Origin of the sequence: Flavobacterium sp. HTF, from assembly GCF_003105115.1 — a bacterium.
Taxonomy (GTDB): domain Bacteria; phylum Bacteroidota; class Bacteroidia; order Flavobacteriales; family Flavobacteriaceae; genus Flavobacterium.
The window spans coordinates 116328-137071 of record NZ_QETH01000002.1; the positions used below are offsets into that span (position 1 = coordinate 116328).

Consider the following 20744-nt stretch of genomic DNA (forward strand, 5'->3'; position numbering starts at 1 on the left):
ATTTATACTAACTTTTCTTCAAAATACTTCCCAGGCCCCTGCCAATCTGTTCAATAGCTTCCAGACTTTTGGTTAAAGGCGTTGCGGTAAAATCTTCGTAGGCATCCATTGCGCTTTCTTTTCGGTCTTCCTGCGGATAAACCAGAATAATATTATTATCGCTGAAAGATTTTTCGAATTTCTGCGGCAATTTTTCAAAAATAGACTGGTAAGAAACTGAACCTTTTCTCGATAAATTGAAAACAATTAAATCGGTTGGTTTTATTTCATCTGCAATTGACTCAAAATTATCCCATTCTATGACGCTTTTAAATCCTAATTTTGCATTTAATCTCAGGTTATTCGCAATTCCCTGAATGGTCTGATGCGTTTTGTAATCGGCATAAATAACAATCGGAATGCTTAATTCCTGAGACAACCTACAGATTTTCTGCAATAAAGGATGAAAACCAACTCCTCTTTCAGAAAATGGCGGACAGACAAAAACCAGCCTTTTTTCTTCTATAAAATTAGTCGGAAAACGGCAGATGAATAAATTTTTATCGACATTATTAATAATAGAATCTACATTTTCACCAAAAATCTTATCCAGAAATCCTGTTTTTTTCGGCCAGCCTACAATCACAATATCCGACATTATTTCTTTGGAAGTTCTTGCAATTCCGCTTGCCGGATTATGGTCAATTCTGGCAATGGTATTTATTTTCACTTCCGAGGCAGATCCCTGAATAACAAATTTATCAACCGCTTTTCGGTATTTTAAAATATTCTTTTCGGCCTGGTCATTATTCGGAACAATCGTTAATAAAGTTACCGGGTTCGATGATTTTTTATCTTTTATCAAAAGAGCAAAATCCAGAAGGCTTGCTGCTGCAGAAGTTTTTGCAAGCGGAATCAGAATATGTTCTTCATAAATCTGGTCTTTTCCTGTGTCTATATGAGAAACTTCTTCCTCGCAGATGGCAATTTTCTTGGCCGCTTTTTCTGTTGCAAAAGAAGCTACGATACAGGTTATCAAAATAAGGATAATAGTTCCGTTTAAGATGTTTTCATCTAAAATCTGAGCTTTAAATCCCACTAAAATAACAGCAAGGGTTGCCGCCGCATGCGCACTGCTCAGACCAAAAATAAGCTGTCTTTCGGTTTTCGTATATTTAAAAACAATCTGGGTAAAAAACGCCGCAATCCATTTTCCAAAAATAGCTACTACACTCAGCGTTCCGGCAACAATTAAGGCAGTCGGTCCACTCAGAATTACGCTAACATCTACCAGCATCCCGACAGAAATCAGAAAGAAAGGAATAAACAATGAGTTCCCGATAAACTCAATTCTGTTCATTAATGCAGAAGAATGCGGAATTAAAGGATTTAATGCCAGACCGGCAACGAAAGCACCAATAATGGGCTCTACTCCTGCTACTTCGGCTAAAAATGCTGCAAAGAAAACGACCGAAAGGACAAAAATATAATGGGCATGTTTTTCACTTTCCAGTTTCTTGAAAAACCATTTTGCAATTCTCGGAATAACCAAAAACATAATAGCAGAAAAAATAGCCAGTGAAACGGTCAGTTTTATCCAGAAAGCCTGATTCAGGTTTCCCTGACTGCTTCCCATAATTACGGCCAAAATGATCAAAACGGCTGTATCGGTCAAAATTGTTCCTCCAACAGTAATGGCAACTGCCTGATTTTTGGCAATTCCTAATTTGCTCACAATCGGATATGCGACCAAAGTGTGCGTTGCAAACATACTCGCCGTTAGAAAACTGGCATTAAAATCGTAATTCAGCAGATAAAAACAAACCGGAAAACCAATACTAAGCGGAAGTATAAAGGTGAAGAACCCGAACAGCAAACTTTTGTTTCTGTTGGCCTTAAACTCATTCATATCCAATTCAAGACCGGCAATAAACATAATGTACAGAAGTCCGATAGTCGAAAATAAATCAACGGCGGAGTTTTTTGCCAGGATATTAAGACCGTGAGGCCCAATGATAACTCCAGAAATTATTAATCCGATAATACCCGGAATGTTGATTTTCTTTAATAAAATAGGAGACAATAAAATAATGAAAAGTATAAGCGAAAAGATTAATACCGGATTATTTAATGGCAATTCGAATTCTTGTAATAAATGCTTGAAAAATTCTATCATAGTGTAATTTTATCTTCTTTGTGGTATTTTAATTTTCGTAAAAGAGCTAATCAATTAAAATGAAATCGCAGAAGTTTTAGTTTACTGATTTCTTTAAAGGAATTTAAAAAAATCATATTCTTTAGTGTTTTGTTTCATTACAAAAATACCTAAAAAAAGTACGAACTCTTTACGAAAAGCCTATATTAACCATTTAAATTTGTTTCATTGCCAAATTATTAAAATTTAATACCTTTTTTAACAAAATCGCAACATTAACAAATGAAAACAAAACTTCTTTGCATTATTCAATTATCTTTGTCTTTATAAAAATTGAACAATGGAAGAATGTATCTCTGTTTTTGATATGCTTAAAATTGGTGTCGGGCCTTCAAGTTCGCACACTCTTGGCCCGTGGCGTGCCGCTGAACGTTTTTTAGAGGAGTTAAAAAATGAATCTATTTTAGAGCATGTCATAAGGGTAAAAGTAGATTTATACGGATCGCTTTCCCTGACAGGCAAAGGCCACGCAACAGACTTAGCCGTGATGCTGGGTTTAAGCGGACAGGATCCTGAATATATTCCGGTTGACAATATTGCCGGAATCATCAAAGATATTGAAACTAAAAATGAAATCAATCTGGGCAGCCAGCTTACGATTCCGTTTTATTTTCTTCAGGACATTGTTTTCAATAAAGACTTTCTTCCCTTTCATGCCAACGGATTAAAATTTACCGCTTTTAAAGCTGATAATTCCGAATATGAATCCACTTTTTATTCTATCGGAGGTGGTTTTGTAGTAAAAGAAGAACGTACAAATGCCAAAATAAAAGAGGAAATCAAATGTGCGTTTCCTTTCCCTATACAAAATGCAGTAGAGCTTTTGAATTATACGGTTTCAGAAAATAAAATGATTTCTGAAATTGTTTATGAAAACGAAAAATCAATGCGTCCAGAAGCTGAAATTCATTCAGAACTGATGCGCATCTGGAATACCATGTTAGAATGTATGTTCATTGGCTGTCATTCCGAAGGAATACTTCCGGGCGGTTTACATGTACGCAGAAGAGCTTTTGACATGCACCAGAACTTAATAGGTTTATCAAATTACGATTCTCCTCAAACCTGGCTTGAAGAAATCAGAAAAACAGAGGTTAAATTTCGCCAGATCCTGAAATGGGTAAGTTGTTTTGCACTTGCCGTGAATGAAGTAAATGCTTCTCTTGGCCGTGTAGTAACAGCTCCAACCAACGGAAGTGCCGGCGTAATTCCTGCCGTTTTAATGTATTATCTGGTAATTGAAAACCACAACGCCGGAGAAAAAGAAATCAAACAATTCCTGATGGTGGCCGGAGAAATTGGAAGTATCTTTAAAAAAGGCTCCACAATTTCTGCCGCAATGGGTGGTTGTCAGGCAGAAATCGGCGTTTCGTCTTCTATGGCGGCGGCGGCTCTCTGCGAATTAATGGGCGGAAGTCCTGCCCAGGTTTTAATGGCTGCCGAAATTGCCATGGAACATCATTTAGGTTTAACCTGCGACCCAATTGGCGGTTTGGTTCAGATTCCGTGTATTGAAAGAAATACGATGGGAGCCATAAAAGCGATAAATGCTGCCGAACTGGCTTTGGAAACCGATTCTAAAAATGCAAAAGTACCTTTGGATAAAGTAATTAATACCATGTGGCAAACCGCAAAAGACATGAATTCAAAATACAAAGAAACCTCAGAAGGCGGATTGGCAATCGCTGTAAACATGGCAGATTGTTAGACTTTTTTTCGCTACGAATTTCACTAATTGTTATAATTGAACAAAAAACAATTCGTGAAAATTCGTGAAATTCGTGGCAAAAAACAAAAATTACTTCATGAAAAAACTTTACTTTTTACTTTTTTTCTGTTCTGTATTACTTCATTCACAAGAACGTTATTTTCTTAATTCAGATACGAGACTTTATACATCACCAAATTCATCAGCAGATTTTTTGGGTTATTTTAAATATGGAGCAGAAGTTAAATTATTATCAGAAAGTAAAAATGGCTGGTACAAAGTAAAGTCTGATAATTTTAATGAAGGATTTGTTCAGGAAAAATATATTGCGACAAGATTAAACGCTAAAGATGTTAAAGTAAAAGACACCCAAAATCCAATACTGGAAGGCGGAGATGCATATTACGGCGGAAATCATCTTTTTGTTTTGGTGGCCGGTTTAAAAGCAAGGGCATTACCCGATAAAAATTCCAAAATCAAGGAAGTTTTATTTACAGGAGATCCTGTTGCTGTAAACTATATTCCTGTAAATCAGGATGACTGGGTTAATATAAATGGAAATTTTGACGAAGAATATGCCAAATATACTTTGAGAAAATTTATTGGCCCAAGACCCGATTTTGGCACTTTGCTAAAAGATTTTGACAAATTAGATCCCAATGCCATTACCGAACGTAAAACAATAAGCGAACGGATTGTAGAATTGGCATGGAACAGCGATTATTCAAAATTTGCCCCTGCTTATCAGAGATATTCTGAAGTTGTTCAACAATTAAACGACCCCAAATTAATTGCCGATACTGAACTGAATATTGCGATAGCCAAAGGTTTAGCCAAACATAAACTACCGGAACAAATTGTTGCTTTTGTAAAAAAAGCCGAGTTTAGTTTAAAAGGGACGAAAACCAAATCATTATATTTTTCTCAGACAGACTTAGTCAAAGTGTTTGGTAAACCAACCAGAAAAGCCAGTATTGGTGACGAATGCGGGATTTATTTAAGTGATCTGTTTTACTACTATCCTGATTTGGAAGTTTCTGTCGATGAAAATAAAAATCAGGCCGAAATCGTAAAAGTTTATATTAACGAAAACAACAAATTCATCATAAGCCCGAACGCTGTTTTGGACCATTTGCTGTCTGAAAAAGCTTTCATTGAAAAATACGGGACTTATATTGACGCTTCGATCAAATCTCCTCATAATTATTCTATGATAATGGAAGACAGTCAGTTTAGAATAGAATTCAGAGAAGGAAAACTCTTTTCTGTGGAAATATTCTTTTACTGCTGATTCCCAATCTATATTTATTCAATACTTTTACAATATCAAAAAAAAATAAAATGTCAGTAGCAAAAAAAGATTATAAAAGAATCACAACAAAGTCTTTAATCGAAATGAAAAGCAATGGAGAAAAGATTTCCATGCTTACCGCTTATGATTATACTATGGCTAAAATTGTGGATACCGCAGGAGTTGATGTAATTTTGGTGGGTGATTCTGCTTCAAATGTTATGGCTGGTCACGAAACGACTTTGCCTATTACGTTAGACCAGATGATTTACCATGCTTCATCTGTAGTTCGTGCTGTCGAAAGGGCTTTGGTGGTGGTTGATTTGCCTTTCGGAAGTTATCAGTCAGATCCTAAGGAAGCTTTGCGTTCTTCTATCAGAATCATGAAAGAAAGCGGTGGACACGCCGTAAAATTAGAAGGCGGAAAAGAAATTAAAGAATCTATCAAAAAAATATTAAACGCAGGTATTCCCGTTATGGGACATTTGGGTTTAACTCCACAATCTATATATAAATTCGGAACATACAGTGTTCGTGCCAAAGAAGAGCAAGAAGCAGAAAAACTAATTGAAGATGCTAAAATGCTTGAAAAAATTGGCTGTTTTGGTGTTGTATTGGAAAAAATCCCTGCTCATTTAGCAGAACAAGTTGCGAAAAGCATTTCAATTCCTGTAATCGGAATCGGAGCCGGCGGCGGTGTCGACGGACAGGTTTTGGTTATTCATGATATGCTGGGAATGAATAATGAATTCAGCCCTCGTTTTTTACGTCGTTATTTAAATCTATACGAAGAAATGACAAAAGCAATCGGTCAATATGCTGCTGATGTAAAGTCAAGCGATTTTCCGAGTGAAAAAGAACAATATTAATTTTTTTAGGCACTAAGGTTCTGAGTTGCTATCCCGAAGCTTCGGGAATGAGGTTTTTTTAGGTTCAAAGTGACAAAGGCTCAAAGGTTCAAAGATGTATTTTTAATAAACCTCCTGTTTTAGCGGGAGGTTCATTATTTATACCTCAAAATCTTTTAATTAAAAACTATAATTTAAATTTTAAAATGTCCGCAACAAAAATAATCTCCAACAAAAATAATCTCCAAATTCTGCATGAAGACAATCACATCATTGTAATTAATAAACGTGTAGGCGATATTGTACAGGGAGATAAAACAGGAGACAAACCTTTGTCTGATATCGTAAAAGAATACATTAAAGAGAAATACAATAAACCCGGAGATGTTTTTCTTGGTGTGATTCATCGTCTGGACAGACCTACAACCGGAATTGTTGTTTTTGCCAGAACCAGCAAAGCATTAACGAGAATGAATGAAATGTTCTCCAACCGCGAAACACAAAAAACATACTGGGCGGTTGTCAAAAATAAACCTGTTGAAAAAACGGCAAAACTGGTTCATTTTTTAAAAAGAAACGAAAAAAACAATACTTCAAAAGCACATTTAAAAGAAGTTCCGGATAGTAAAGTAGCCAGCCTGGATTATACTGTTTTTAAAGAACTTCAGAATTATGTGGCTCTGGAAATTAACCTGCATACCGGCCGCCATCATCAGATTCGTGCGCAGCTTTCTGCTATTGGATCACCAATAAAAGGCGATCTAAAATATGGTTTTGACCGAAGTAATCCGGACGGCGGAATTCATCTTCATGCCAGAAAATTAGTTTTTGTACATCCGGTTTCCAAAGAAAATATCACTATCATCGCCCCTACTCCGGACGAAACAATCTGGAACGCACTTTGATTTTATGATATAATTCTTAATTTTTTAATTTTTATAAATTAACTTGCATAGGCAAAAATTCAAGTTAATCATAAAATGGACTACAAAAACGACATCGGATACAGAAGAGAAACACTTAAAAAGTTATTGTATAACATTCAGAAAAGCGAAGATTTAATTGTAAAAGCTTTATACGATGATTTTAAAAAGCCTGAATTTGAAGCTGTATTAACAGAAACAAATTATGTTATTTCGGAACTGAAAGACACCATAAAAAATATTAAAAAATGGTCTCGGCCAAAACGTGTTTTTCCTTCTCTTCTCAATTTTCCTTCTACCGATTATATATACAAAGAGCCTTACGGAAATGTTTTGGTCATTTCACCATGGAATTACCCTTTTCAGCTCGCATTATGCCCTTTGATTTCTGCGGTTGCTGCAGGAAACAGGGTGATTTTAAAACCATCAGAACTTACTCCGCATACCTCAGCTGTTATTGCTAAAATCATTCAGAAAACATTTCATATCAGCCATGTCGAAGTTGTAGAAGGCGGGCTTGATGTTTCAACTCAACTTTTGTCACAACGCTGGGACTATATTTTCTTTACAGGAAGTGTTGCCGTTGGTAAAATTGTGGCCAAAGCTGCTGCAGAAAACCTGACGCCTGTTACACTTGAACTTGGCGGAAAAAACCCGTGTATTATTGATGAATCTGCCGATTTAAAACTCGCTGCCAAAAGAATTGTCTGGGGAAAATTCATTAATGCCGGCCAAACCTGTATTGCGCCCGATTATATTTTGATTCAGAAAAACATGAAAATCAATTTCATCTCTTTTATGATGGAAGAAATCACAAAAGCATACGGGAACAAAATGGAAAAATCCCCTGATTTTGCCCGGATTATAAATACAAAAAACTGGCTGCGACTGGTTGGCATGATTGATCCTGAAAGAGTAATTTTTGGCGGAGAAAATGATGCGAATAAATTATACATAGCTCCGACGCTTATAGAAGAACCGGATTTGAGCAGTCCTGTTATGAAAGAAGAAATCTTTGGGCCAATTTTACCAATCCTGACTTATGAGACAGAAACTGACATAGAAAATGTGGTGAGCAGGTATGAGAAACCTCTTGCATTTTATATTTTTAGCGAAAATAAATCTTTTATAAAGAAATTAATTTCAACTTACTCTTTTGGAGGCGGCTGCGTTAATGATACCGTTGTCCATTTTTCTAATAAAAGACTGCCTTTTGGCGGTGTCGGGCATAGCGGAATTGGTGCTTATCACGGTCAGTTGAGCTTTGATATTTTCTCTCATCACAAAGGAGTTGTCAAAAAAGGCAACTGGCTTGATCTTCCTATGCGTTATGCGCCTTACAAAGATAAACTGGCTTCTATTAAACGCCTGTTAGACTGGATCTAACACCTCAAAAACAATTTCGTAATGTTTTGTTGATTTTTATACTGAATTGATTAAATATATTATATTTACGTCTGAATAATATTTAAAATAAGATTATAAAAACAACTTTACTTAAAAAATGAAATCTACACTAGACCAAATCGAAGACATTAGGAAAAATGGCTATTCTTTAGATTTTTCAAACGTTTTTAACCATGCTTTTGAAAACTATAAAAAAATAGCAGTTTATGCAGGATTAATATTATTGGTATTCTCGATTATAGCTGTTTTTCTTGGTGGAGGAATTTTTGTTGCACTATACGGAGTTGAACACTTTACCGAAGAATACTTTAAAAACCTGCAAAACGAACAGCCTGCCGGTTCTGTATTAATTATTTACACATTAGTTATTTCGTTTGTAGCTGCGCTTTTGAGCCCTTTTACAGCCGGTTTCCTAAAAATGGCCGATTGTGCTGATAAAGACCTGGAATTTAATGTTTCAACGATTTTTAGCTATTATAACTCTCGTCATTTTTCTCCGCTTTTTATCTCAACATTGTTAATATCATTAACCGGAGGTGCCATATCTGTAGGCTTTAATTATTTGGGAATTCAGGTTGTAGATGCTATTATAACGATTATTATAACTTTCTTCACCTCACTGACAATACCATTGATCATTTTTGGAGATTTAAATGCCTTTGACGCTATAAAATCAAGTGCTGTTATAGTAACCAAACAACCTTTGGTAATTGCACTTCTTTTCATTGTTGCAGGACTGGCCTCTACAGTGGGGCTTATCGGATGTTGTATTGGAGTTGTGTTTACAATTCCGATAACTTATTCCGTAAAATATGCGATTTACAGTGCCATATTAAATATTAAAGACGAAGATTCTATTGACTCTATTGGTCAGTCGGATTTTGAGTAATTTATAAATTTCTAGACAATAGAAGAACCTGACCAACTCTGTTTAGAAATTCACAAGCTATTTACTTAACCAAACATCCCCAGATACTATGGTACAAAACTATAGTTATTTTAATTCATTGATTTCAGGGATCTCCACCTGTGGAAATGCCCTGAAATCAAATGGGTTAAACTGGTTCGTACTCAACTCTGATATTATAATCTTTTATAACAATCCTAAATTCATTATTTTAGGATTATCGCTATTTGGATTTCTTGGTTTACTGATTTATCAGTTTTTTAGAATTAAGGCAAAAATTGGCTATTTCATCGAAAAAAAGAAAGAAGATGAAACCGCCGGAAGAGAATATCAACTTTATATTTTGTTCTTTGGAATCGCGATGATCCTTATGGAAATCATCAACGAAATCTTTAAAATCAGGCCCAAAAGTTTACTGGTTATAAATATCTCCCTTGGATTTGCTGTATTATTAGGTTATGTATTAACCAATAAAATAAAATTTCTGAGAGACAGGATTCAAACTATATTTATCACTTTCTTCTTTCTTTATTTTTCTTATATTGCCCGTAACATTCTTTTTCTTTACAATGATGTTGTTCCGATTATAGTATTTCTGATTTCCTTTTTCTTTTCTTATAATATTCTGAAACCGATAAAAGTTTACTGGATTTTTGTCGGGCTGACTTTTACCTTTTTGGCTGTAACGGTTGTTTTTCGTTTAATTCCGCTAAAAACCTCCATCTTATTAATCAATTTTTCTATCCTGATTTCTATTGTGAATCAGGTAAAATACGCTGTTTTATTAAATAGTCATGATAGTTTCAGGTTTACAAATGAAATTGTTCACAAAGGAAATTCACTCACCATAGCGACCAATCAAAAAGGGGAAATATTATTCTGCAGCGAAACAATCACTTCCATTTTGGGTTATTTGCCGGAAGAAGTCATGGCAATGAAATTCTGGAAACTTACTGAAGACAAACGGTTCGTTAAAAAAAACCACGACAAAAAACAGATTGATGACAAGCTCTACATTCAGAAATTAAAAAGTAAAAGCGGGGAATACAAATACATTCAGTGGAAAGACAAAAAATTCTCTGACGATTTGATTATCAGTATCGGACAGGATGTTACCGAACAGATAATTGTGCAGGATCAATATAAAAACCTGATCCAGACCGCTACCGATATTATTTTTGAAATGAATGTTGACGGTTATTTTACCTTTATAAATGAGTTCGGATTTTCTATTCTGGGCTATTCTGAAAATGAAATCTTAACGCAGCATTATTCTAATTTTATCCATGACGATTACATCAAAAGTGCTGTAGATTTTTATGAAAATTTAGAACAAAACGAAATCAATTACCCTACTATCGAGATTCCGGTTTTAAAGAAAAACGGAGAAGAATTATGGATTTCTCAGAAAGTAATAATCCGCAAGAATGATTTGGGGCAAACAATAGGTTTTGCAGGAATTGCAAGAGATATTACCGAAATAAAAAACATCGAAAACGAGAAAAAGCGACGTCTTGAAAAGATTGAAGCATACAATAATTCAACCAAAAAATTATCGACAACCGATTTTAGAAATTACAATAACTTTAAAACCGTTATAGATTATATTATTCAGGAAGCGGCAACTGTATCAAAAACAAACAGGGTCAGTTTCTGGAGATATTCTGATGATATTATTACCTGCCAAAATATATTCAGCAGAGATAGTCAGACGCTGAATGATAAAAATATCCTGGATAAGGAATCGTATCCGATTTACTTTGAAACCTTAAAAAACAAGGCTATTATAAACGCCCCGGACGTATTCAATAAACTAGAAACATCAGAATTCAAGGAGGTTTATTTTACCAAAAACAAAATAAAATCAATGCTGGATGTCCCTATTTTCTTAAACGGACAATTAGCAGGAGTTGCCTGTTTTGAAAGCACAGATGATAAAAGGGAATGGGATAACGAAGATATAAATTATGCCAAAACCATATCTGATGTTATTTCCCTTGCCATTTCATCTCAGATGCGTCTTAGGGCTGAAAAGAAACTGGAACTAAAAAGTGAATTACTTTCGGCATTAGCGCTTTGTACAGAAAAGTTTCTAATGAGCAAAAGTACCAAAGAAATGTTTGAGGAAACTTATGAAATTATAGGGGAAGCTTCAAATGTAGATCACATTTTTTATTATGAAAAAGATTTTGAGACCCAGACTATCAGTCAGAAACACAAATGGTCAAAAGATGGCGTAATGCATCAAATCACCAAATTACAACAGTTTACAGAAGAGAATTTAAAAGAAATAATCCTTCATTCGCAAAGCAAAAAGGTTTTAAGTACCTTAACCAAAGATCTTGAAGATACCTTTTTCAAAAACTTATTGGTTATGAACGAAATCAAGTCAATTCTGATTTTGCCTTTATATGCCAATAATAACTTTTCGGGGTTTATAGGTTTTGATGACTGTACCAGAGAAAGAAAATGGACAGAAGACGAAATCTATATATTTCAGACACTTGCAAACAATATTTCCTCGGCTTTGGACCGAAACCGCAATCAGGCAAAAATCAAAGAAAGCGAAGATGCCATAAAAGCCAAAGAACTGGCAGAAGCGGCCAACAAATCCAAATCTGATTTCCTGGCCAATATGTCGCATGAAATTCGTACGCCGCTAAACGGTATTATCGGATTCACTCATTTACTGATGAAAACCAATCTGGAAGAAATTCAGGAAAAATACATGACAACGATCAATCAGTCAGCCCATTCCCTGTTAGAAATTATAAATGACATTCTTGATTTCTCTAAAATTGAAGCCGGAAAATTAGAGCTTTTTATAGATCTCTATGACATACAGAAAATTCTGGGGCAGATTTTTGACCTGATTGTTTACGAATCAAATCAAAAAAACCTTCAACTGGAACTGAATGTAGACCCAAATGTCCCAAAATACATCTGGACAGATATTGTTCGTTTAAAACAAATCCTGATTAACCTTTTATCAAATGCCATTAAGTTTACGAATGAAGGTTCAATCAAATTAAACGTTTCGGTACTTGAGAAAAAATCAGAGGAAAATTATCTGATTCGTTTTGCAGTAATTGATACCGGAATTGGTATTTTGGAGCAAAATCAAAAGAAAATTTTTAAGGCTTTTTCTCAGGAAGACAGTTCGACAACCAGAAAATTTGGGGGTACAGGTTTAGGGCTTACTATTTCGAACCAATTACTGGCTTTAATGGAAAGCCGTTTGCAGGTTAAAAGTAAAATAGATCACGGCAGCACTTTTTATTTTGACATCAATTTAAATATCAGCCATAAAAGCATTAATGAAAAATATCAGATTATATCCAAAACAAGAAATCAGGAATACGATTTAGACTATTATTCCAGTCAGAAAAAATTAAGCGTTTTAATTGTTGAAGACAACAAAGTAAATATGCTTTTGTTAAAGACAATCTTAAAAAACCTGAACATCAATACCATTATTTACGAATGCGAAAACGGTTATGAAGCTGTAAACCAAATAGAAACTATTAATCCCGATTTGGTTTTTATGGATATACAAATGCCGATTATGAATGGTTATGAAGCCACAAGAGCAATCAGAAGTACACTGACTGGCAAGAGCATCCCCATTATCGCTGTTACGGCCGGTGCCGAAAAAGACGAACGAAACAAATGTATTTCTGCCGGAATGAATGATTATATCTCAAAACCCATTATTCGCGGTACTGTAGAAGAGGCTTTATCGAAATGGGTAAAATAAGCTAAAAGTTAATTCGTTTGAGTTACTTTATTTTCAAAAAAATCTATAAATTCGTACAACTAAAATCATAATAACCGTTAATACAATACTATATGAAGTGGCTAGGCAGAAGACAAAGTGATAATGTTGAAGACAGAAGAGGTGTTTCTGGCGGAAAAGTAGCTCTGGGAGGCGGAGTTATTGGTATAATTATTTTGTTGCTAAACGTTTTTGGTGGTGAAACCGGCCAGACAGTAGGAAATGTATTAGAGCAAATGCAGGGCGGACAACAGCAAACTGAAGCTGCTGCACCATTGAGTAAGGAAGATAAAGAAATGGGAGATTTTGTCAGGGTGATTCTGGCTGACAATGAAGATATCTGGAGCAAAATATTCGCTGACAACGGAATGACTTATGAAAAACCAAAATTGGTGCTTTTCAGAGGTTCTGTTCAGACAGCCTGCGGTGGAGCTTCATCTGCTTCCGGTCCGTTTTATTGCCCGGGAGACAGAAAAGTTTATATGGACCTGGCTTTCTTTGAAGAGTTAAAAACAAAGTTTGGAGCCAAAGGCGGCGACTTTGCGATTGCATACGTTATAGCACACGAAATTGGCCATCATATTCAGACTTTATTGGGGACGTCTGCTAAAATGCGTCAGGAACAGGAAGGAAAAAGTGAAGCTGAAGCGAATAAACTTTCGGTTGCATTAGAGTTACAGGCCGATTTTTATGCGGGAGTCTGGACACATTACAATAAAGAAAATTTAGATGTTGGTGATATCGAAGAAGCGTTGAGCGCTGCCAATGCAGTTGGAGACGATGCTATTCAGAGTAAAATGCAGGGTCATATAGTTCCGGATTCCTTTACCCACGGAACATCAGAACAGAGAATGTACTGGTTTAAAAAAGGTTTCAACACCGGAGATATTAAACAGGGAACTACTTTTGAGGAAATAAGATAATACACAAACCAAATATAATAACCGCTAAAAAGCATGACTTAATCGTCGTGCTTTTTTTGTTTTTTTGAACCATATAAGTGATATAAGTTCATTTTACACTTAGACTGTATTTTAATAAAAAATCTAGAGGTCATATTAGAAAACATAGCCAGCGGTTTCAACCGCTGGAACGCAAAGTATATCACAGCAAATATTCCTGCTATTCCTGTGAGCATCCCGAGCGTCCCCGCGGTTGAAACCGCGGGCAATATTTGAATATTAGTTTTTTTTATTTAAGCTTTCGCTTTTTAACCTTAGCGATATTCAGCTTTGATCTAAAATAAACTTATATCACTTATATGGTTTAAAAAAATTAAACGCACAAAAAAAGCCTTGAATTTCTTCAAGGCTTTGAAACTGGGTGGCTGACCGGGTTCGAACCGGCGACCCGCGGCACCACAAACCGCTACTCTAACCAACTGAGCTACAACCACCATTTTTGCTTAGCGAGTGCAAATATATAACAAAGGTTTACTTCTACAAAGAAAAAAATGAAAAAATTACACTAAATCTTCTAAGCTATTGACTGCCAAACATCTTTCTACAGTAAAACCTTCAGCAAAATCTTTACCAACCAGCCTTCCTAGGTCCTGGGCACGGTAATTTAGGCTTTCCAGGAAGTTTTTACTCGTTATGGGCGTTGCAGGCTCATTAGAATCCGGATCATAAAATTGTGTTTTATAAGCCAGGACCGCTTCTATTTTTTTCTGTTCAAAGCCCGTAATGTCCACTACAAAATCCGGTTCAAGATTTTTCCACTGAATATAATGATATACTACTTTGGGTCTCCACGCTTCCTGATTCACTCCGTCAATCGAAGTTTCAATTTTCATTAGTCCGGACAAAAAGCAGGCATCAGATACTAATTTACTTCCTTTTCCGTGATCTATGTGACGATCATCAACTGCATTGCACAATACGATTTCAGGTCTGTATTTACGGATCATTTTAATTACTTCCAGCTGATGTTTTTCATCATTGGTAAAAAAACCATCCCGCATCTTCAAATTCTCACGAACCAAAACACCTAATATTTTTGCCGCATCGGCAGCTTCCTGATCACGTATTTCAGCCGAACCGCGTGTACCGAGTTCACCGCGTGTTAAATCAACAATACCCACTTTCTTACCAAGTGATACTTCTTTCAAAATAGTTCCGGCGCAACCCAATTCTACATCATCGGGATGAGCACCAAAGGCTAATATGTCTAATTTCATTTTGTTTTTTTGTTTGTTTTGTTTCAGGTTTCAGGTTGCATACAGAACGTGAAACTTGAAACCTGAAACTATTTTTTTAAAACTCTTTTCATCGTCATGGATTTGTTGACGCTTTCCTCCCATTCTTTTTCAGGAATGCTTTCTTTTGTAATTCCGCATCCCATATATAAAATGGCTTTATTTTCCTGTATTTGCATACTTCGTAAATTTACGAATAAATCAGAACTTGCTGTGTTTCCGGCAAAACTGCTGTTTAGTTCTCCCAGAAAACCAGTATAAAAAGTCCGGTCGTAATTTTCATTTTCTAAGATAAAGGCTTTCGATTTCTTTTTTGGAAGCCCACATATCGCAGGTGTTGGATGCAAAGTATCAATCACTTCCTCCAAAGTAGAATTATCCTTTAAAACTCCCGAAATATCGGTTTTAATATGCCAGATTGATCCGGCTCTAAGGCTGTAAGGTTCTGAAACTACAACCGAAGCTGCAAATTCCCTAAGTCTTTTTACTATAAAATCGGTTACGTATTGCTGTTCATCTTTTTCTTTCTGCTGCCAGACAATTTCAGTTTCCGGATTATCTTTTTGCGTTCCTGCCAAAGCCATGGTTTCAAAAACATTTCCGTTTGCCTTTAATAATTTTTCTGGCGTTGCTCCCATCCAGAGTCCAATTTCCGGATGAAAAAAACAATAACAAAAAGTAGCCGGATACAGTTGTACCAAATGCTGAAATGTTTCTATAAAATCAAATTCAGCCAGTTGCACGTCTTCACTTCTTGATAAAACAACTTTTTTGAATTCTTCGTTTTTAATTGCGTGAATTCCTTTGGCAACCAAAGATTCATATTGAAATTTCGCCTCAGCATCAAAATTAAGATCGTCAATTTCAATCGGAGCAAATGATGTTGTTTCTTTTTCAGCCGTTATGATTTCCGATTCACTTTCAGGAATTAAAATCAGCTGTTTTTCATCAAAAGAAGCAAAAACAAATCCTTTTTCGCTGTAATCCGATACGTGGTATAAAGTATTATTTTGCTGTAAAATCCCAATAAAATTTGAAGTATTGGGTTTTGAATAAAGTACAAATGGCAGATTTTGTTCTTTATGAGATTTAATTTTTAAGAAAAATGGATTCATAATTTATTCCCTTTTCTTTCTGTCCAGGACCATATTCGTCAATTTGCAAAGTGAAATCAAATTTTCTTCTTCATCAGTAATTTTGATTTCCCAAAGGTGAATACTTCTTCCTTTATGAATGATTCTTGCGGTTCCGAAGACAAAACCTTCACGGATACTTTTTAAGTGATTGGCTGAGATTTCAATTCCGCGGACTTCCTGCTCTTTCGGATCAATAAAAAAATGCGAAGCAGCGCTTCCCACACTTTCGGCCAGAGCTACCGAAGCACCTCCGTGTAACAAACCCATAGGCTGATGAACAGAAGGATTTACCGGCATTTTGGCAACCAAAAAATCTTCGCCAGCGTCTATATATTCGATTTTCAGGGTTTCCATTAAGGTATTTTTTGAAAAATCGTTGCAGTATGCTATAATTTGCTCTTTTGTGTAATTCATTAAGATAAACTTTAAAGTCGTAAAATTAAAGAAAAGATGAGATACAAATCGAAAATAGATTTAAAATTAAAAAATCATCTTACAAACAAATTAGTTTTTTCCTATTTTTACAGAAAACAATTCAAATGCGTCATTATTTTGCACTCTTTATTTTTGGGATTCTTTTAGCTGTCAGTTCGTGCCGTACTGATTTTGATACAGTTGCCAGTTCCGGAAATTTAAAGTTCTCAAGAGATACCGTTTATTTGGATACCGTTTTTAAAAACATCGGCTCGAGTACCTATCAGCTTAAAGTGTATAATGAAAGCAAGGAAGACATTTCGATTCCGGTAATCCAGCTTAAAAAAGGATTAAGTTCCAAATACCGAATGACGGTTGACGGAATGAGCGGAAACAACGGAAAAATCTTCAATAATGTTACGCTTTTGGCAAAAGACAGTTTGTATATTTTTATAGAAACTACGGCCGATATTACAGATGCCAATCCTGCCGATTTTTTATATACCGATGAAATCGAATTTGACAGCGGTGCCAATCTTCAAAAGGTGGCTCTGGTAACTTTAATTCAGGATGCCGTTTTTTTATATCCAAAACAAAATCCCGACGGTACAAAAGAAAAAATTCAGATCGATGGCAAAGAGACAGATGGTTTTTATTTGGATGAAAATGATGCTGTTAACGGAAATGAGCTTCTTTTTACAAATGACAAACCGTATGTTATTTACGGCTTTGCAGGCGTTCCGGAAAACAAAACAGTAACATTTGAAGCCGGATCGAGAGTATTTTTTCACGCTAATTCCGGACTTTTTGTAGATAAAAACGCTTCTTTACAAATTAACGGAGAAGTTTCTGCTACCGAAAAATCAGAAAACGAAGTTATTTTTGAAGGCGATCGTTTAGAGCCTCAATATTCCGATATTCCGGGTCAGTGGAATTCTATTATTTTATCGGAAGGAAGTGCCAATCACTCTATCAATCATCTGACTTTAAAAAATGCAACAATTGGATTATCTGTTAACAATCAGATTGCAACAACGGTTCAGATCAAAAATACACAGATTTACAACTGTTCCCAATACGGAATTTTAGCTCAGAACTCCCGAATCAATGGCGAAAACCTTGTCATTAATTATTCTGGTTTAGCAGGTTTATCCTGTGTTTATGGCGGTGATTACAGCTTTACACATTCTACTTTTTACAACAACTGGCCAAATAGCGAACATTTTGCCGTTCATATAAGCAACAAACTGGCAGGTGCAACTCCCGAAGCCAAAGACCTGACTCAGGCCACTTTTAATAATTGTATTATTTATGGCTCGGGTACAAATGAATTTAATTTAGACAAAAGCACCAATGCTCAATTTGTATATCAGCTAAATAATTGTTTGCTTAAATTCAGCAGTTCAGGCTCTAATCCGGATTACCAGTTTAAAGATGATGCGGTTCACTACAACCAAATTATCCTAAATGAAAATCCGAAGTTTTTGAATGCTTCTCAGAATAAATTCAATATTGACAATACTTCTGCCGCTTTCGCGAAAGGAAATCAGACTTATGCAATTCCGACAGATATTTTAGGAATTACAAGAACTTCCCCACCGGATTTGGGTGCTTATCAAAGCCAGGATTTCCCGAAGTAAAACTGTAAAAAAACCTTTATTCACCATATAAGTGATTTAAGAAAAAATAAGTTCTTTATGAATTTTACTCGCAAAGTCGCGAAGTCGCAAAGTTTAATTTTAAAGCAAAACACAAAATCTTTGCGACTTCGCGACTTTGCGAGATTACAAAAACTTTGTGTCTTCGCAGCAATAAAAATAACACGTAAGAAAATATACCTTAAAATTAAACATCCCTTAACGCAATGCATTCATAAAAGTAGTAGATTTGTTACAATACAAAAATAACTTACTAAAAATCAGATTTTTAAAATCGTATTTCTCACCAAATCTTACGCTGCTTACTATGAAAAAAAACTACTTTTTACTCTTATTGATGTTTACTGCCTTTGGTTTCTCTCAAATTCCATCTGGATATTACAATACCGCAACGGGAACAGGTTACACTTTAAAAACACAATTATACAATATTATTAAAGGCCATACTGATAATGGCTATTCCGGTTTATACACAACCTATCAAACTTCTGACGTTGATAATTTCTACGAAAACGACGGAACTGTTTTGGATATGTATTCTGAAAACCCTTCAGGAACGGATCCATACAATTACAGCACAGGAAGTACACAACGATGCGGAAATTATTCTGCCGAAGGTGATTGTTATAACAGAGAACATATAATTCCGCAATCGGTTTTTAATGAACAGTCGCCAATGGTCGCCGACGCCCATTTTATAACACCAACCGACGGAAAAGTAAACGGGATGCGCTCTAACTATCCGCATGGCACAGTAAATTCAACGACATATACTTCTCAAAACGGAAGCAAATTGGGATCAAGTAGTGTTTCAGGATACTCAGGAACCGTTTTTGAACCTGTAAATGCTTTTAAAGGCGATATCGCCAGAATGTACTTCTATTTCGCAACGAGATATGAAAATACAGTATCAGGATATTCATATGCCATGTTTGATGGTTCCGGCAATAAAGTGTTTACAACTGCTTTCTTAAATGTACTTTTAGCCTGGCATGCGCAAGATCCTGTGAGTGCCAGGGAAATTGCCCGAAATAATGCCATTTATGCTCGTCAAAACAACAGAAACCCATATATCGATCATCCGGAATATGTAAATCAGATCTGGGGAGGAACTTCTTCTACAGATACCCAGGCACCAACTGCTCCAACCAGTCTGGCTTCAACCTCAAAAACTTCGACTTCTATTACACTTGCGTGGAATGCTTCTACAGATAATGTTGGCGTTACAGCTTATGATGTGTATGCAAACAGTGTTTTAAAAACAACTGTTTCGGGAGTTACGGTCACAATTACTGGTTTAACAGCTTCAACAAATTATTCTGTTTATGTAAAAGCAAAAGATGCAGCGGGAAATACTTCTGCGTCAAGCAATACCATTTCGGTTACCACCAACAGCAGCGGAACAGGAACTGCCACCGATTTGCTTTTCTCTGAATATATCGAAGGCTCCGGAAATAATAAAGCTTTGGAAATTGCCAATAATACCGGAAGTTCTGTGAGTTTATCGGCTTATACGATTAAAAAACAAACCAACGGTGCGGGATCCTGGAGCACCGGCTTAGCTTTAACGGGAACATTAACAACCGGAAGCAAATTTGTAATCGTAAACAGTTCTATTTCTTCAACCTGTTTTTCTCCAAGTTCAGCCAATATTTCGACAACGGCAACTGAATTAACTTTCAACGGAAATGATGCTGTCGGTTTATTTAAAAACGGCATTTTAATTGACATCATCGGGACTTTTAATGGCGGAACTGCCAATTTTGCCGTGGATGTTACTTTGAGAAGAAAATCGACGGTAACTTCTCCAAGTACCACTTTCAACTTGAGTTCGCAATGGGATTCGTATACAACCGATACGTGTAACAATCTGGCAAGCAAAACAGCCATAACTGCCAAAGAAGAAACAGTTTCAGCTTCTGATGAAATCGTAATTTATCCAAACCCTTCTGATGGAAACTTTAATATTGCATTTGACAATTCAGATCTTCCCTATTCAGTTGAAATTATTTCATTTTCAGGGCAAATAGTTTTCGAAAAACAAAATACAACTTCTGCTGAAGTTTCTGTACAAAATCTGTCGTCAGGAATCTATATTATCAAAATTACCAAAGGAGAAAAAACAACGTTCAAAAAGATCATAATTAATTAAAAATTAGATTTTCAAAAATTAAAAAGCGGCAAAATTGCCGCTTTTTTTATACTCATAGAGGAATTTTCCCGGAAAATGCTTTTTTTATTTCCTCGCATGTTTCGCAAATTTTGCAGATTTGTTTTCTCAAAAAT

The 20744-nt window shown here is 35.7% G+C and carries 14 protein-coding genes and 1 tRNA gene; 10 read left to right on the plus strand and 5 right to left on the minus strand.

The features are described from left to right. Positions 1-7 precede the first annotated feature (7 nt). Positions 8-2155, minus strand: coding sequence for a cation:proton antiporter (locus tag DCO46_RS01310; RefSeq protein ID WP_116750792.1), 2148 nt, complete (start codon positions 2153-2155; stop codon positions 8-10). 319 nt (positions 2156-2474) lie between these two features. Between DCO46_RS01310 and DCO46_RS01315 the strand changes: the two genes are divergently transcribed. The 8 genes from DCO46_RS01315 to DCO46_RS01350 all read left to right on the plus strand — a co-directional run bounded on the left by DCO46_RS01315 (position 2475) and on the right by DCO46_RS01350 (position 13976). After that, positions 2475-3902, plus strand: a complete 1428-nt coding sequence (locus DCO46_RS01315; RefSeq protein ID WP_116750793.1) for an L-serine ammonia-lyase — start codon at positions 2475-2477, stop codon at positions 3900-3902. 97 nt (positions 3903-3999) lie between these two features. Beyond that, positions 4000-5193, plus strand: a complete 1194-nt coding sequence (locus tag DCO46_RS01320; protein WP_116750794.1) for an SH3 domain-containing protein — start codon at positions 4000-4002, stop codon at positions 5191-5193. A 50-nt stretch (positions 5194-5243) separates the two neighbouring features. Further along, positions 5244-6062: a 3-methyl-2-oxobutanoate hydroxymethyltransferase gene (gene panB / locus DCO46_RS01325; RefSeq protein WP_116750795.1), complete on the plus strand. Its 819-nt coding sequence runs from the start codon at positions 5244-5246 to the stop codon at positions 6060-6062. Between the two features lie 185 nt (positions 6063-6247). After that, positions 6248-6946 (plus strand): RluA family pseudouridine synthase, encoded by a 699-nt coding sequence (locus DCO46_RS01330; RefSeq protein WP_116750796.1) that lies wholly within the window; start codon positions 6248-6250, stop codon positions 6944-6946. A gap of 75 nt (positions 6947-7021) precedes the next feature. Further along, positions 7022-8350, plus strand: a complete 1329-nt coding sequence (locus DCO46_RS01335; RefSeq protein ID WP_116750797.1) for an aldehyde dehydrogenase — start codon at positions 7022-7024, stop codon at positions 8348-8350. Between the two features lie 118 nt (positions 8351-8468). Continuing rightward, positions 8469-9260 (plus strand): hypothetical protein, encoded by a 792-nt coding sequence (locus tag DCO46_RS01340; RefSeq protein WP_116750798.1) that lies wholly within the window; start codon positions 8469-8471, stop codon positions 9258-9260. An 88-nt stretch (positions 9261-9348) separates the two neighbouring features. After that, the gene (locus tag DCO46_RS01345; protein ID WP_116750799.1) at positions 9349-13035 is read left to right on the plus strand and encodes a response regulator; all 3687 of its coding nucleotides are present in this window, start codon (positions 9349-9351) and stop codon (positions 13033-13035) included. A 92-nt stretch (positions 13036-13127) separates the two neighbouring features. Further along, a complete protein-coding gene (locus tag DCO46_RS01350; protein ID WP_116750800.1) occupies positions 13128-13976 on the plus strand; it encodes a neutral zinc metallopeptidase in 849 nt (282 codons plus the stop codon). Between the two features lie 399 nt (positions 13977-14375). Here DCO46_RS01350 and DCO46_RS01355 read toward each other — a convergent pair. The 4 genes from DCO46_RS01355 to DCO46_RS01370 all read right to left on the minus strand — a co-directional run bounded on the left by DCO46_RS01355 (position 14376) and on the right by DCO46_RS01370 (position 16800). Continuing rightward, positions 14376-14449: transfer RNA gene (locus tag DCO46_RS01355), tRNA-His, on the minus strand. Between the two features lie 66 nt (positions 14450-14515). Further along, entirely contained in the window at positions 14516-15232 is a 717-nt protein-coding gene (gene bshB1 / locus DCO46_RS01360) for a bacillithiol biosynthesis deacetylase BshB1 (RefSeq protein ID WP_116750801.1), read from the minus strand. 68 nt (positions 15233-15300) lie between these two features. Beyond that, a complete protein-coding gene (locus DCO46_RS01365) occupies positions 15301-16365 on the minus strand; it encodes a chorismate-binding protein (RefSeq protein ID WP_116750802.1) in 1065 nt (354 codons plus the stop codon). 3 nt (positions 16366-16368) lie between these two features. Next, on the minus strand, positions 16369-16800 hold the full coding sequence (locus DCO46_RS01370; RefSeq protein WP_116750803.1) for a PaaI family thioesterase: 432 nt from the start codon (positions 16798-16800) through the stop codon (positions 16369-16371). A 125-nt stretch (positions 16801-16925) separates the two neighbouring features. Here DCO46_RS01370 and DCO46_RS01375 point away from each other — a divergent pair, with 125 nt between their 5' ends. Then, positions 16926-18440: a hypothetical protein gene (locus DCO46_RS01375; protein ID WP_116750804.1), complete on the plus strand. Its 1515-nt coding sequence runs from the start codon at positions 16926-16928 to the stop codon at positions 18438-18440. A gap of 325 nt (positions 18441-18765) precedes the next feature. Then, positions 18766-20610: an endonuclease gene (locus DCO46_RS01380; protein ID WP_116750805.1), complete on the plus strand. Its 1845-nt coding sequence runs from the start codon at positions 18766-18768 to the stop codon at positions 20608-20610. Positions 20611-20744 lie beyond the last annotated feature (134 nt).